The organism is Sabulicella glaciei, from assembly GCF_026183895.1.
GTDB lineage: Bacteria > Pseudomonadota > Alphaproteobacteria > Acetobacterales > Acetobacteraceae > Roseococcus > Roseococcus glaciei.
The window spans coordinates 22,877-36,643 of sequence record NZ_JAPFQI010000022.1; the positions used below are offsets into that span (position 1 = coordinate 22,877).

Below are 13,767 nucleotides of genomic sequence, written 5' to 3' on the forward strand. Positions count from 1 at the left end.
AGTGCGATCGGAACCTTTGACGTGGAGACTTCACGGAAGCACGGGATTGCCAATCCCCGGCTTGTCGGGAGCGACGCAGGCCCTTCGCTGGACGTTCCGCTGTCATAGAGTTCGGGAGCGGCTCACCTTCACACGATTACTCAGCGGTGCCGCACCACGGCCGCGAGGCTCGCAGCAAGATCCGCCCGGCGAAACGGTTTGGCGAGACGTGGGAGGTCGGGGGCCAGCCCATCCACCTCGGCGTAGCCGGACACAATGACCACCGGCAGTCCAGGTCGAAGCTCGTTCAGGCGCCGGGCGAGATCGGTGCCGCTCAAGCCTGGCATGAGATGATCCGTGACTACCAAGTCAGGACGTAATCCACCGCCGACGAGGCGCAGAGCTTCCTCTGCGGAACTCGCCTCCACGACCTCGTATCCAAGGTCGGCGAGCATGTCGGCGGTGCTTGCCCGAACGATTTCCTCGTCATCGACGAGCAGAGTGGTGCCAACGCCCTGCCCAACTACTTGCGATTGCTGAGGCTGCTCTGCCTCAGGTGTCGCGCCGCTAGCCGGTAGCCAGAGCTGGACGTTCGTGCCGACCCCAAGGCGGCTGGCGACCGAAAGTCCGCCGCCGAGCTGCGACGTGAGACCGTGAACCATGGACAGCCCCAAGCCCGTTCCCTTGCCAATCCCCTTTGTCGAGAAGAACGGCTCGATCGCCCGCTTTGCCGTCGCCTCGTCCATGCCCACACCGGTGTCCGACACCGACAGGCAGACGTAGGTGCCGGGTCGGAGCCCCGCCCGATGGGTGTCCCGCACCTCCTCGAGAAAGGCCGTCAGGCGGAGTGTACCGCCGTCAGGCATGGCGTCTCGCGCATTCACGCCAAGGTTCAGAAGCGCCATCTCCAGTTGGTTGGGGTCGGCGTGTGCCGGAGGCAGGCCGCTCGCAATGTCGACAGACACTCGGACCTGCGGCCCGGTCGTCGAGGCAAGGAGATCCGCCATGCCTTCCATGAGCTTGGCGACGTCGATGGCGGTCGCCTGCAGCGGCTGCCGGCGGGCGAAAGCGAGCAATCGCTGCACCAGCATCTTCGCGCGCTCTGCCGATTGCATGGCGCCATTGATCAATCGCCGTTCGCGTTCACCGCCCAGGCCTTGTCGCTGCAGCATGTCCAGGCCGCCGACGATCGGGGTGAGCAGGTTATTGAAATCATGGGCCACGCCACCGGTCAGCTGCCCCATCGCCTCCATCTTCTGACTCTGGCGGAGCGCGTCCTGGGCGGCCAGGAGTTCTGCCTCTCGAGCCTTGGCTAGGCTGAGGTCGCGTCCGACCGCGATGAAGTTGACGCCATCCGGTTCTGGGGCGACGGTCCACTCAATCGGCTTGAAGCCGCCGTCACGTGTGGCGATGCGGTTCTCGAAGCGCGTGGGCTGGCGGGTTTCGGCCATGCGCGCGATGGCTTCCAGGGTTGGCGGCATGTCGTCCGGATGCATGAAGGTCGCGTAGCCGCGCGACAGCAGTTCGGCCTCGCTCCAGCCCAGGACCTGCGTCCAGGCCGGGCTGACGGCCGACATCATGCCGCTGTAGTCGGCCCGGGCGAGCATGTCCTGCGAAAGGCTCCAAAGATGGTCGCGCTCTGCGGTGCGGACCGCCACCCTCTGCTCAAGCGTTTCGTTGAGTTCCCGCAGTCGGCCCTCGGCAATGCGGCGTGCCGAGATGTCGTTGAAGAGGATCGCAACCAGCCGGGCCTCGGGCTCACCCACGCGAAACGCGTACACTTCAAACGACCGCCCGAGCATATCCGAGTGCTGCTCGAAGCGTTCCGGCCTGCCAGTGAGGGCGACGCGTCCATAGACTTCGTACCACTGCTCCTCGAGACCGGGAGCTACCTCGCGGAGCCATTGTCCCAGGACCGCCTCGGAAAAGCCCGCCTGCCGATAGAAAGCGGGGTTTGCCTCGACGACGCGGTAGTCGATCCGTCCGCCCGGAGCATCGAGGTCCACCTCAACGATGCAGAAGCCCGACTCGATCGTCTCGAACAGCGCGCGATAGCGCGCTTCGCTCTCGCGCATCACCGCTTCCGCGCGGACCCGCTCGGTCGCGTCCACGACATGGTGGATGACCGCGACCACCTCTCCATCTGCGTCGAGGACGGGCGCGTTCACCGGGTTCCACCAACGCTCCTCGAACCCGCCGTCGGGGCGCGGGATGTCGTACTTCTGTAACGGCATCCTGTCCGGCTGCTTTCCGGTGATGGCCCGCTCAATGGATGCGCGCAGATTGGCGGCGCCCGCGGCACCCGGATCGTCCGGATTATCCGGCATCGCCTCGAAAACGCCCCGCCCGGTGAGGTCCTCGCGAGCCCTCATGACAGCAGCGAGGTAGGCGTCGTTCACGTCCGTGATCGTGAACCGGGGCGCGTCGGGCGCAAGCAGCAGCATGGGCGCGGGAGATGCCGCGAACAGCGCAGCGGGGCCGGCCAGGTCTGTCACGGAGGGGTCACCCATCGGCTACTCGGTCCAGGTTCGGCGGCGCATTGAGTGCCGCCCCCGTTCTGATGTCTGTCTAGCGGCGAGAACCCATGCGCAAAAGTGCAAATAGTCGTACAAGGCCGTCTGCGAGATCTGGCGCGGTGCCTTTCTCTCGGACCACGCCCTCCAGGTTGTGCTGTCCGCTGTCATCCCTCTGGGCGGTTTGTCAGTGGACTTGACGCTCAGCTACTGCTCCGGGCGATGCGGCGTCAGATGTCTAGGATGACGCCGCGAGCGCCCGGTGTGAGCGGCGCCTGGAGCGTACCGACGAGGCGGTTCGGCTCCGCACCCCGGAGCGGAACCGTTGTGGTCCGCCCACCCGACTGGATCGTCAGCCGCCCCGATGCCTGACGGGTTGACGCGGGACGGCCGCGCTCGTCAGTGACGAGCAAGGTGACCTCCGTTCCGGAAGCCAGATCCGCCGGAACCACCTGTCCAGGCTCCTCGCCGCCGCGACGTCGTGCAGTTCTTGGGTCTGGGTTCCCGCCACGTGTTTTGGTCTCGCCGCGGGCGGCGGGTCTCCCCTGATGAGGGTTCGCATTTGAATTGGCGGCGGCAGTGAACCTCATGGCGCTCTTCGGTCGGTCTGGAGCACATCGCGTTTGCTTCTTTCGTCTTCACTCGGGCTAAGGTTTCAGTTCAGTGGGGTGTCGGGGCGCGCGGCATCGAGCGTGGATCCGGGGGTCAACCTGTGACGAGACGGTCACAGTTCCCGGCTGCGGGGTGTACGACGCTTTCTCGGAGCGTTTCTTCAAGCGCTCGCAGCGTGCGTGGCCCCAACAGTTTGAAAGAATCGGGGTGTGCTGAAGCGAGAGGCCGTGGCTCGCTGGCGGCACGACGTTTCCAGGGAAGGGTCATTGCCTGTGGATTCCCAGCGGTGCCCTTCCGACTCATGGCACCAGCCCCATAGCATCGGGTTGCACTGACGCGCTGATGTATCACACCAACCGCGCCGGGCGTCCCCGCCCCGAAAGGCGTGGGCGCTTCCATCACGCCAGAGGCCGTTCGATCTGTCGTGCTGGCTTATATTCAGAGAACCGTGGAAGCCCTGTTACTACTGTGACGCCAGAGACCATCGAGAGGATCAATGCATCCTACGTCTTTCATGTACTGCGGCTGACGCTGCTGGCGCCGGACGTTGTCGAGGCCAATCTGGACGGTCGGCAGCCAGAGGGGAAGACACTTGTAGGCAGATAAAGCGTTTCTCGGAGCATCGGGGGCGATCAGCGCCCGATGCTCCGATGACGGCAATTGTTGCTCCCGGCAGCAACCAGAGGTTGAACGCGATCATGCCTATTGTGGCCACGTCGTAACCGGTAATGCGCTGCCAGACCATTGATCACGCGTGGCTGGTGGAGCCGCTGGCGTGCGAGACTGAAGTCGTGGAACTGATGGCCGTGGCGCATGACCGTTAAGGGCGGAACGACCTTCTTCCAGGTGATGGACCGCAGAGGCGTGTCGTTGCCTCGCCGCCCCCAGGGCCAAGATTTTAAAGGTATGGCGCCGAGCGTGAGGGCGCTGAAGGCGTCGGTGCTAGGCTGCACCCTTCGTCATAATGGCAACGCGCTGCCGCGCTGGGCCGTGGCAAACGCGATGGTGGACGTGGACCCAGCTGGTGGGCGAAAGTTGAGCAGGAAGCGCGCGGCCGGATCGACCAGTTGGTGGCGTTCGCCATAGCGGTGGCCCGGCGAGCCAGGAACCGGCAGCGCCGACTTACGAAGGCAGAGGCTGGGTGCAATTCTGATGCCACGGCACCTACGTAGGATTACGACCTATGCCGTCGCATCGGATGCGTGCAGAAAACTGGCCGGGCGCTCTGGGGAAATGGGGAGCGCGGCCGTGCGGGCGGGGGGAGCCCGCACGGCCTCACCTCAGCCGCTGGGATTGGGGGGAGAGCGGCAAAGGCTTGATTCCCTTTAGCATTTTCCGCTGCGCCGTTCTCCACAATTTTCATACGTAGGAATGCGTGCGCAGCCGCATTGACCCGCCGGTAATGGCAGTTATGGCGGTGGACTCAGCAAGCAGGGAGCCTGGCACGTCGACCTACGAGCAATCAGGATGGATAGCTCTGTCACCGATTTAGCTCACCGCTCTCGCCTTCAACTGCTGTCGGAAAATTTGCCACTCGATTTATTACCACCCCATATCATCAGTGAATTCAGTCGCTTAAGACTTGGTGTATATTTTGCTTCTGAGTTCCTCGCGCACCTTTTTGTGCGGTTCGGGAGAGGAAAAATGCGAGGAAGCATCACTTCGCGAGTTACGCGCCTTGCGCTTGGTTTGACAGTGAGCCTTTGCGCTCTGATAAGCATACAATCGGCTCAAGCGGACGTAATATTCAATTTTAATCAGACAGGTCCGACTAATCTTGTTAGTTTTGGTCCAGGCGATAATTGGGATCCTGCTGGAGCCAAGGGCAGCACACGATTCGACGGACGCTTGATTGTAACGGATGAGCAGTACATCAATGGGTTCTCTTTCGATTACCGAAATTCAGTTCTGCCCAATGATCCAGGCCTCCCGGCATATTTATCCTCGCTTCCTGATCTGCGGTTTACGTTTACCTATACTCCATGGGACGAGGTAGTCGCGGTACTCGACAATCAATTTCTCTTGGTATCTGGTAACAGCCTAGCTTCGGGGGGCGATGGTTATACGTTCAGCAGTGGTCCGTTCGGACAAAATTTCACGGGAAGCGTCATCAGCTCGCAGTCTGGCTCCCGTTTCTCCTTGACGCTTAGTAACGGGCGCTTCGAGGCTTCCTACGGGGATGACAATGCTTTTCGTGGGGATTGTAGCTCTGCCACTTGTGTCGTCGGCGGCCGCGTAGTCGTGACAGGGCCAAGGCCTGTTCCGGAGCCGGCGACGCTGGTCCTCCTCGGCACCGCATTGACGGGCCTAGGCTTGGTTCGTCGTCGCAGGATTAAGAGCGATACGCACTGAGACAGCTCTAATCTGCTCAAGCGTCTGACGCGTCCGGGAGTGACCTGGGCGCGTTTCTTTTTGTTGCCTACTTATGGTGGTCCTGACCCCGGAAACTGGTCCAGGTGAAGCGCAAATTTTTCGGGCACGTGAGGCGCTTGGCTGTGGTGGTCCAGGTGCAGTGTTAGCCTCCGCCGGTCGTCGAACCCTCCACCGCTGGTGAAGGGCGTGTCAGCAAAAGGTATTCCTGCGGCGTCCGCTGGCCAAGAGCCATCTGAGGTCGGCTCTCGTTGTAGTCCCGTCGCCAAGCCTCGATCACCGCCCGTGCCTCGGCCACCGTTTCAAACCAGTGCAGGTTCAGGCACTCGTCGCGCAGCGAGCCGTTGAACGTCTCGATGAACGCATTGTCCGTCGGCTTGCCAGGGCGCGAGAAGTCGATCCGTACGCCGTGGTGATAGGCCCACAGGTCGACCAGCTGACCAGTGAACTCCGCCCCATTGTCAACAAACACATACTTCGGGGCACCGCGCTGGCGCACCAAGCGGTTCAGCACTTCGACCACGTGCTCGCCCCGGAGCCGCTGGCCCACCTCGATGGCCAAGCCTTCACGGCTGTAGACATCGACCACCGTCAGCGCTCGGAACTTGGTGCCCTGGCTGAGCTGATCGTGGATGAAATCCAGGCTCCAGGCCTCGTTTGGTCGTCTGGGAATGCAGCGTGCCTCCCGGTGCACTGCCATCTTGCGCCGCCTTGGCCGCTTGCTGCGCAGGGACAGGCCCTCCTCGCGGTATAGACGCCAGACGAGGTTGCGGCTGACCTCCCAGCCGTCGCGCCGGAGCATGATGTGGATGCGTCGGTAGCCATAGCGGATTCGGGTCGCCGCGATCTCGCGCATGCGCTGACGGATCTCGAGACGCGGATCCCGCGTGCTCGGCTTGCGCTGCGTCGAGCGGTGTTGACGCGTCAGAGAACAAGCCCGGCGCTCGCTGTAGCCGTGGCGGCTCGCCACGTAGGCCACAACCTCCTTCATGAGCGCGGGCCGGGAAACTTTTTTGACAGCACGTCCCGCAGCACGGCTTTGTCCAGGCTCAACTCCGCGACGAGCTTCTTCAGCCGGGTGTTCTCCTCCGCGAGCTGCTTGAACTCCCGGACCTGGTCGGTCTCCAGTCCAGCGTACTGCTTCTTCCAGCGATAGAAGGTCTGCTCCGAAATGCCGACCCGGCGCGTCAGCTCAACGACCGACAGGCCCAGCTCCGCCTGCTTCAGCACCGCAACAATCTGCTCCACCGAGTATCGCTTCTTCATGGCCAATCTCCTCCGTCCAATCTGGGGAAATCCGCCGAAAAGCTAACATCAGGACCGGACCACTTCCGCCGTGTCACCTCACACGCTGAACCCCTGAGGAGGGGGAAAGGTGCCATGAAGCAGAAGCGATACACGGACGAGCAAATTGCCTTTGCCCTGCGGCAGGCGGAAAGCGGCACGGCGGTGGCCGAGATTTGCCGCAAGCTCGGCGTGTCCGAGCCCACGTTCTACCGGTGGAAGAAGCAGTTCGCCGAGATGGGTGTGGTGGAGATCCGGCGGCTCAAGCAGCTTGAGGAAGAAAACGCCAAGCTCAAGCGGCTTGAGGTGCAGGCCTGGCTGGACGCCGAGCGGGTCTTTGCCGTCAACGAGAACGGCCAACCCCTTTATCCGCTCTTCCAGTTCGACCCGGCCGGACAGCCGCGGCCGGAGTTTCGGCCCTTGCTGCGGGCGATGCGCGGCAAGCTCGAGGGCTGGCAATTGGCCGTCTGGCTGACGGGCCCCAATGCGGAATTTGCCGACTGGAGGATCCCGCTTGAGGTGATCGCGTATGATCCACGAGCCGTTGTCAGGGCCGCGGAGAGGTACGTAGTCGAGCCGGACTACTGATGCGCCTGCACGTCCTGTCCGACCTTCACTGCGAGTTCGGAGGCTTCGAGCCACCGGCCCTGGAGGCCGACGTGACGCTGCTCGCAGGCGACACTTTCATCGTCACGAAACCTATATGATAGCGCAGCAGCCGAGCAGGAGCGCCGCTATGACGAACCGGCCCGAGGCCATTGACCCAGCTGCCCCGGACGGTCGCGTGCCCTTTCACCGCCTCACCGAAGCAGAGCGGGCCGAGGTGATGGCCCGGATGCACAAGAACTTCCGCAACCCAAGCGCGGAGATCCGCGAGTTCTACGCCACGATCGGGCAGCGGACGGGCGCCTCAGGCATCGACGAGAAGGGCCGCCTGGTGCGACAGCGGGCCGACGGGTCGCTGGAGGTCCTGGAGGAGTGATCTTGCCTCACCGCGTGACCGGCCTGGATCAGCCATAGGCCTTCCGGCTCGACGCCGGCCTCGCGGCAGAGTTCCTTGATGCGGCGCAGCATGGCGCAGGACATGGCCTTCACGGCTCAGTTCCTTGCGGTCCCCGGACGGCCGCTTTCAGCGGGCCTGGCGAAGGGGTGCAAGTCGAGCGGCCATGCGCCTGGGCCTCGGCCCAGGCCCGCTCGCCCCGCGTGACTTTCCATGTCCCCAGGGTGCGAAGCCGGCCATCGGGCGTGCCATGGCGCGCACAGGTTCGCCGGGACGCGTCCGACAGCTGGGCCAGGATCGCCTGGGCCGCCTTGACGCGCAGCGGGTTCGCCTCCGGCGCCGGCTTCGCGGCCACATCGATGCCACCGAACTTCTCCCGCAGATGCGCGTGCGACAGGACGTCCCCGAGACCCGCAGCCGCCAACTGCTCCGCGGCGTCCTCGACGAGACCCAGCCAGCCGATCGGCAAGGCCTGGGGCGCTCGCCTCAGAGCCGGCACCAACGCGGCGATCCACGCACAACGGCTTTCCCACTCGCATTCGTCGGCTGGGATCATGGCTCAGCCTCGTCGGGGAGGAGGACCTCGTCAAACGCCGCGGTTATCCTCGCCCGAGAGCGCGCCTGGCGAAACCGTCCCTTTCGACGCCACCAGTTTGCTTCCGAAGTCGTCCTCGGCCGTCTGATCCTCAAGCCGCTGAATGGTGGACCGGCCGACGCCAAGGATCCGCACCACCTCGGCCTGGCTGCGGCTGGCGGCGAGCAATTCGCGGGCGTGATCGCGCTGCGCCGCCGTCAAGGCGGGCCGGCGCCCCAGCATCCGTCCGTTGCGCTTCGCCGCATCAAGGCCGGCCATGACGCGCCCGCGGATGGTGCTGCGCTCCAGTTCTGCGAAGACCGCCACCATCTGCATCAAGGTGCGGCCGGCTGGCGTGCGCGTGTCGAAGCCCTCCGTGAGGCTGAGGAAGTGGATCTCCCGTTCATCCAGGTCCCGGAGCAGTTGCAGCACGCCCACGGTTGTGCGACCGAGCCGATCGAGCATTCACACCCCCAGGGTGTCGCCGGGCCGCAGCGCGGCAAGCGCCGCCTCGAGGCCGGGCCGCTGCATGACCGAGTAGCTGACGCCGTCGTCCACATGGACCACCGCGGCGCCGGCTTCGGCCAGCGCCTGGCGTTGCAGCTCGGCCGTTTGTTCACTTGTGGACACTCGAGCGTAGGCGATGAGGCGCGGCCCCTCCGGCAGCCCCTCGAACAGGGCGGGGGCGACCACCTCCGCGCGGGCGGTTTGGGCAGATGCTTTTCTAGCCGGGTTTCTGGGCGGCCCCCCAGCCGCATCGTCGAAGCGTAGGCTCGTGAAGCTGCGCGCGGACGGATCGGATATGAGACCATGGACATGTATTGAGATTGTCTGCATGACTCATGTCATGTGGAACGCCCTTCGCCGGTCCGCTCTTGCTGTGGCCTTCGCAGGGTTTGCTCTGCCGAGCATGGCACAGGAGCGCGCGATCACCGTCGCCAGCACGACGAGCACAGAGCAGTCGGGGCTGTTCGGCCACATCCTGCCGCTCTTCACGCGGGAGACGGGCATCGCGGTCCGCGTGTTGGCGCTCGGCACCGGGCGGGCGCTGGACGCGGGGCGTCGCGGCGATGCCGACGTGGTCTTCACGCATGACCGTGAGGCGGAGGAGCGCTTCGTCGCCGGGGGTTTCGGAGGCCCGCGCCGCCACGTGATGTACAACGACTTCGTGCTGATCGGCCCGGCCAGCGACCCCGCCCGTATCTCCGGGCTTCGCGACATCACGGAGGCAATGCGCCGCATGGCCGAGGCCCGCGCGCGCTTCGTCAGCCGCAGCGACCGCAGCGGCACGCACACAGCCATACTTCGCCTGTGGCAGCTGGCTGGCGTGAGCCCAGCGCAAGGCCGCGGGCAGTGGAACCACGAGGTGGGCCAGGGCATGATCGAGACGCTGAACGCCGCCGCCGCGCAGGGCGCCTATGTGCTGTCGGATCGGGGCACTTGGTTGTCCTTCCGAAACCGCCAGGATCTGCGCATCCTGGCCGAGGGCGATGAGCGTCTGTTCAACCAGTACGGCGTCATGGTCGTGAGCGCCGAGCGCCATCCGCACGTGAAGGCAGCCGAGGCACAGCGCTTCGTCGACTGGATCACCTCGCCTGCCGGGCAAGGCGCAATCGCCGGCTACAGGGTCAACGGCGAGCAGCTCTTCTTCCCGAACGCCGACAGGCCCGAGCCTGCCCCGTGAAGGGGCCGTATCGGTGACCACCGGCCCTGCGCCTCCCTGATCGCCTCCTGCGGCGGCCCAACCACCAGCAGAGTGCTCGCTCGCAGGATCGGCTCGATCACGCCCTGTGTTTGACGGCTTCCGCCACTACCTCCCGGCATCCCAGGATCACCGAAACGCGCTGGTGTAGGCTTGTAGGGACGATGTCGAGATGCGGCCGGTGCCGTCGCTGGCGCTCCCGCTTGCTTGCTCAATGAGCATCCCCAGGGGGTTCCCTTCGTACATCAAGCGAAGCTTGCCCGCCCGGTCCGGCTCTGGCGCGTCCCACCGGTAAAGGACGATGCCACCACGGGTCAGGATGCGCTGGACGTCGGCCACCATGGAGCCGGTCCAGCGCATGTTGAAGTCCGCCCCGCGTGGACCCTCCCTTCCTGCGAGGCAGTCTCAGATGTAGCGCCGCGCGCCCGGCGCCCAGTGGCGCTCGTTCGACATGTTGACGGCGAACTCGCGGTGCCCGCCTGGATTGGTCTTGTTGGGCTGTGTCGGCACCAAGGAGCCCACCTCGCGATCCAAGGTGAAGTCGAACACGCCCTGGCCAGAGGTCAGCACCAGCGTCGTCTGCAGCCCGTAGAGGGCGTAGCCCGCCGCGACCAAGTGCTGCCCGGCCTGGAGGAAATCGGCCTCCTCGGCGGGACGGTCAGAGAAATGCGGTGGCGCCTTCAGCACCGAGAAGATAGTGCCGATGCTGAGGTTGACGTCGATGTTGCTGGAGCCGTCGACCGGGTCGTAGACTAGCAGGTACTCGCCGCGCGGATAGCGGTGCAGGATGGGATGGACCGCCTCCATCTCCTCGGACGCCAGGGCAACAAGGTCGCCGCCCCACTCATTCGCCTCCAGCAGGATGTCGGTGGCGATGACGTCCAGCTTCTTCTGAACCTCGCCCTGGACGTTCTCCTGACCGAGGCAGCCCAGCACGCCGCCGAGTTCGCCCTTTTTGATGGTGTGGCTGATCGCCTTGCAGGCGCGGGTCACCACCTCGATCAGCAGACGCAGCTCGGGCGGCAGGGCGCTGCCCGCCTGCTGCTGCTCGATAAGGAAGCGGGAAAGGCTGACTCGCTGCATGCAGTTGGGCTCCTTACAATCAGGCATTGGCATAGCAGCGGCCCTGGCCCGCTAAGGCGAGCACGGCGGAAGGGCGGACTGCCCATTCGACATGCACAGCCTGGTGCCGATCCCCTGGCCAATCCTGCAGCTCGGGCCGCACGACCCGAAGTCCATCCAGTGGATGGCCGCCACCTGGGGTACCACCTGGACCCTGCGTCGCGTCGAGGAGGTGCCGATCACCAAGGAAGAAAAGAAGGCGTTGGTCCCAGGCCAAGCCCTTGTCCGATATCGCTTCTGGTCGGCCGACTGGTCGCGCTGGCAGGCGATGGAGACGTTGAGAAAGGAATGGCCGGCGCCTGGCTTCCGGATGTCCTTCCAGGTGGACTGCGGAGCTTCGTCAGCAAGATGGGATAACCGAGAGAAAGCCTCTCAAGCGAGTGTATCTGCATCGTCAGCGAGACGATCGAGAGCGGCTTGAGATTATGATGAACGTTGCGTCCGCGATTGGCCCGGTCCCAGCATGCGTTGTCATGGAATCCCGTGACGGGCGCCTCGTGTGCCCCCTTCAACGCGAAGCGTTCTTCATCTGAAAAGGGCGCCGGTGGTATTTGGGCATGCCGCTGCTTATCGTGGCATCGGATGCACAAAGCGACCTCAGGCTGTGCTTCGTGTCGTGGGAGGTTCTCCGCAACCCAGGCCGCTCCATCCGACTTAGTACTCAAGGGCCTGAGCCACGTGTCCCGCGAAATAATGGGAAAGGAACGGATGGATCGCTTTCTGCTCGACCGCGTGTTCCAGCCCGTCGCAGACCGCACCCGCGGACCCGAGCTTTCAATCGCCATCTTCGGCGTCAGCTGCCTCGTGGGGATTTTTGCGCTGGCGCTCCGGTGGCACGATCCGGCCCCGTGGGATCTCATGGATTTTATCGCCTCCGCCGGTCAGCCCACTAGTGGCGCCTTTGTCGCCGTTCTCGTTCAAGGCATCCTCCGCCGCCTCAAGGAAGGTCAGGCGAACCCCATACGGACGGTGCTCGCCGTCCCGCGCGTCGCTCTGGGGATTACGGCGCTGGTCTCGCTAGCGGCCATCGTGGTGACAGGCTTCGCCGTCTCTCCTCTGCGAGTAGCGAATTTCGCCTGGATCGTTCTCTACGTTTCGGGTTTCTACCTCGCCTCATGCCGGATCAACCCGCCGAGGCAGCGCGAACCCCGAAGTCATCTGGCTCAGCAGGCGGCCTGAGGCGCGCCTCTCGAGAAAAGCGTGACGGCGGAAACTCAACGAGGATAACCAGCTCCCCGTGCCAGGTTCGATGAGTTGCGATTGAGCGGCGTCATCGAGAGAGTCCGTCGATCTTTCATGGCAGCGTGGCGGTCTAGTTCGCTCCCGACGCGGATCGACAGCAGCGCGGGGCCGTAGATTAGGATGGCATAGAGCGCCATCGGCCCAGAACTGATGTACTCTATGCTTCGCTCAATCCGGGGAGCCCGTCGGCAGCCTCTTGCAAGAAATGCACCAGAGGTTAGATGAACTGCGCACATGCTTCTCCTGCAGCGGATGGTTGCCGATCGTTTGTCGTCTAAGCGGCGTTGCGCCCGAGGTAGCTGCTGTCGGGCGGCGCCAGCGATGTCAGCACACCAGCGCGTTTCACGTTCAATGGTCCCAGTGACTGTGGACCCGAAACTGGTCCGCCCGAAGGGAGAGAGCTTCCGGGCTTCATCGGCAGCCCTTCCGGGCTGCTTTGGCAGCAAATTCCTGGGGCGTCAGGTGCCCCAGGGCAGTGTGAGGCCGGAACGCATGGTAGTCCTGCCTCCAGGCCTCGATCTTGCTCCTGGCGTCCTCGAGCGACAAGAACCCATGCGTGTCCAGGCATTCGTCCCACAGCCGCCCGTTGAAGGACTCTACGAAGCAGTTGTCGGTGGGCTTGCCGGGCCGGCTGAAGTCGAGCGTCACACCGCGCTGTAGGCCCAGCGGTCCAGCGCCTTCGAGACAAACTCCGGACGGTTATCCACGCGAGAGAGGCGGGGCACGCCGCGGATGCCGCTATCCACCACGATCGCCAGCGCCTCCCGCGTGTGGTTGTCGACCAGTGTCAGGGCCCGGATCCTGCGTCCGTCGAAGGGCGCGTCTGAGACGAAGTCCAGGGACCACTGCTCGTTCGGACGCGTCGCCGCTGGCCGCTTGCTCCGGCGTGCCGCCATCACGTTCCGCCTGGGTCGCTTGTGTCGGAGGCTCAGCCCCTCTTGCCGGTACAGCCGATAGACGCGCTTTCTGTTGACGGGCCAGCCCTCGCGCCGCAGCAGGATGTGGATGCGCGGATAGCCGGGGCGGACGCGCACTGCGGCGATCTCGCGGATCCGCAGTCTCAGAGGTGTCTGGTCGTCACGGGTGGCGCGAGGGCGCTGGGAGGAGCGGTGGAAGCGCAGCGCCGCACATCCCCGCCTCTCGCTCACCCCGAACCGGTCCTGCACGTGCCGGACCAGTTCGCGACGACGACCAGGCGTCACGGCTTTTTTGCCAGCACCTCTTGGAGCATGGCCTTGTCCAGGCTCAGGTCGGCCACGAGCTTCTTCAGCTTGGTGTTCTCCTCCTGGAACTGGCGAAGCTGTCGAAGTTCCGACGGTCCCAGGCCGCCGTACTTCTGCTTCCATCGAAAGAACGTGGCCTCGGATCT

Annotated in this window: 9 protein-coding genes and 3 pseudogenes; 5 read left to right on the forward strand and 7 right to left on the reverse strand. The window is 64.5% G+C overall.

Going from position 1 to position 13,767, the window contains the following annotated elements; genetic code table 11:
* Window positions 1-140 precede the first annotated feature (140 nt).
* On the reverse strand, window positions 141-2,474 hold the full coding sequence (locus OF850_RS19590) for a PAS domain S-box protein (RefSeq protein WP_301592025.1): 2,334 nt from the start codon (window positions 2,472-2,474) through the stop codon (window positions 141-143).
* Between the two features lie 2,274 nt (window positions 2,475-4,748).
* Here OF850_RS19590 and OF850_RS23775 point away from each other — a divergent pair.
* A complete protein-coding gene (locus OF850_RS23775; RefSeq protein ID WP_368044708.1) occupies window positions 4,749-5,456 on the forward strand; it encodes a PEP-CTERM sorting domain-containing protein in 708 nt (235 codons plus the stop codon).
* A gap of 163 nt (window positions 5,457-5,619) precedes the next feature.
* Here OF850_RS23775 and OF850_RS19595 read toward each other — a convergent pair.
* Window positions 5,620-6,740, reverse strand: a protein-coding gene (locus OF850_RS19595) for an IS3 family transposase (protein ID WP_408906482.1) whose coding sequence is annotated in 2 segments (ribosomal slippage) — window positions 5,620-6,497 and window positions 6,497-6,740 — 1,122 coding nt in all. Because the reading frame shifts where the segments join, the coding sequence is not laid out codon by codon here.
* Window positions 6,741-6,854: 114 nt separating this feature from the next.
* Here OF850_RS19595 and OF850_RS19600 point away from each other — a divergent pair.
* Window positions 6,855-7,082: pseudogene (locus OF850_RS19600) on the forward strand (transposase); the annotation flags it as partial.
* A gap of 412 nt (window positions 7,083-7,494) precedes the next feature.
* Window positions 7,495-7,740, forward strand: a complete 246-nt coding sequence (locus OF850_RS19605) for a hypothetical protein (protein ID WP_301592027.1) — start codon at window positions 7,495-7,497, stop codon at window positions 7,738-7,740.
* A gap of 109 nt (window positions 7,741-7,849) precedes the next feature.
* Here OF850_RS19605 and OF850_RS19610 read toward each other — a convergent pair whose 3' ends face one another.
* Together OF850_RS19610 and OF850_RS19615 are read right to left on the reverse strand one after the other, a co-directional pair.
* Window positions 7,850-8,314 (reverse strand): hypothetical protein, encoded by a 465-nt coding sequence (locus OF850_RS19610; protein ID WP_301592028.1) that lies wholly within the window; start codon window positions 8,312-8,314, stop codon window positions 7,850-7,852.
* Window positions 8,315-8,344: 30 nt separating this feature from the next.
* Window positions 8,345-9,169, reverse strand: a pseudogene (locus tag OF850_RS19615) (recombinase family protein).
* Window positions 9,170-9,242: 73 nt separating this feature from the next.
* Here OF850_RS19615 and OF850_RS19620 point away from each other — a divergent pair.
* Window positions 9,243-10,016 (forward strand): substrate-binding domain-containing protein, encoded by a 774-nt coding sequence (locus OF850_RS19620; protein ID WP_301592029.1) that lies wholly within the window; start codon window positions 9,243-9,245, stop codon window positions 10,014-10,016.
* Window positions 10,017-10,163: 147 nt separating this feature from the next.
* Here OF850_RS19620 and OF850_RS19625 read toward each other — a convergent pair whose 3' ends face one another.
* Complete coding sequence (locus tag OF850_RS19625; protein ID WP_301592030.1) at window positions 10,164-10,394, reverse strand: hypothetical protein; 231 nt, start codon at window positions 10,392-10,394, stop codon at window positions 10,164-10,166.
* A 45-nt stretch (window positions 10,395-10,439) separates the two neighbouring features.
* Window positions 10,440-11,117, reverse strand: a complete 678-nt coding sequence (locus tag OF850_RS19630; protein ID WP_301592031.1) for a class 1 fructose-bisphosphatase — start codon at window positions 11,115-11,117, stop codon at window positions 10,440-10,442.
* A 747-nt stretch (window positions 11,118-11,864) separates the two neighbouring features.
* On the opposite strand from OF850_RS19630, the gene OF850_RS19635 reads away from it, so the two are divergent.
* A complete protein-coding gene (locus OF850_RS19635; RefSeq protein WP_301592032.1) occupies window positions 11,865-12,335 on the forward strand; it encodes a hypothetical protein in 471 nt (156 codons plus the stop codon).
* Between the two features lie 474 nt (window positions 12,336-12,809).
* Here OF850_RS19635 and OF850_RS19640 read toward each other — a convergent pair.
* Window positions 12,810-13,764 (reverse strand): annotated as a pseudogene (locus tag OF850_RS19640) (IS3 family transposase); the annotation flags it as partial.
* Between the last annotated feature and the right edge of the window lie 3 nt (window positions 13,765-13,767).

Bases quoted from the DNA above. Each gene is read 5' to 3' on its own strand.
- OF850_RS19635 (WP_301592032.1), top strand. From the start codon at position 11,865: ATGGATCGCTTTCTGCTCGACCGCGTGTTCCAGCCCGTCGCAGACCGC.
- OF850_RS19630 (WP_301592031.1), bottom strand. From the start codon at position 11,117: ATGCAGCGAGTCAGCCTTTCCCGCTTCCTTATCGAGCAGCAGCAGGCG.
- OF850_RS19625 (WP_301592030.1), bottom strand. From the start codon at position 10,394: ATGCGCTGGACCGGCTCCATGGTGGCCGACGTCCAGCGCATCCTGACC.
- OF850_RS19605 (WP_301592027.1), top strand. From the start codon at position 7,495: ATGACGAACCGGCCCGAGGCCATTGACCCAGCTGCCCCGGACGGTCGC.
- OF850_RS19610 (WP_301592028.1), bottom strand. From the start codon at position 8,314: ATGATCCCAGCCGACGAATGCGAGTGGGAAAGCCGTTGTGCGTGGATC.
- OF850_RS23775 (WP_368044708.1), top strand. From the start codon at position 4,749: ATGCGAGGAAGCATCACTTCGCGAGTTACGCGCCTTGCGCTTGGTTTG.
- OF850_RS19620 (WP_301592029.1), top strand. From the start codon at position 9,243: ATGGCACAGGAGCGCGCGATCACCGTCGCCAGCACGACGAGCACAGAG.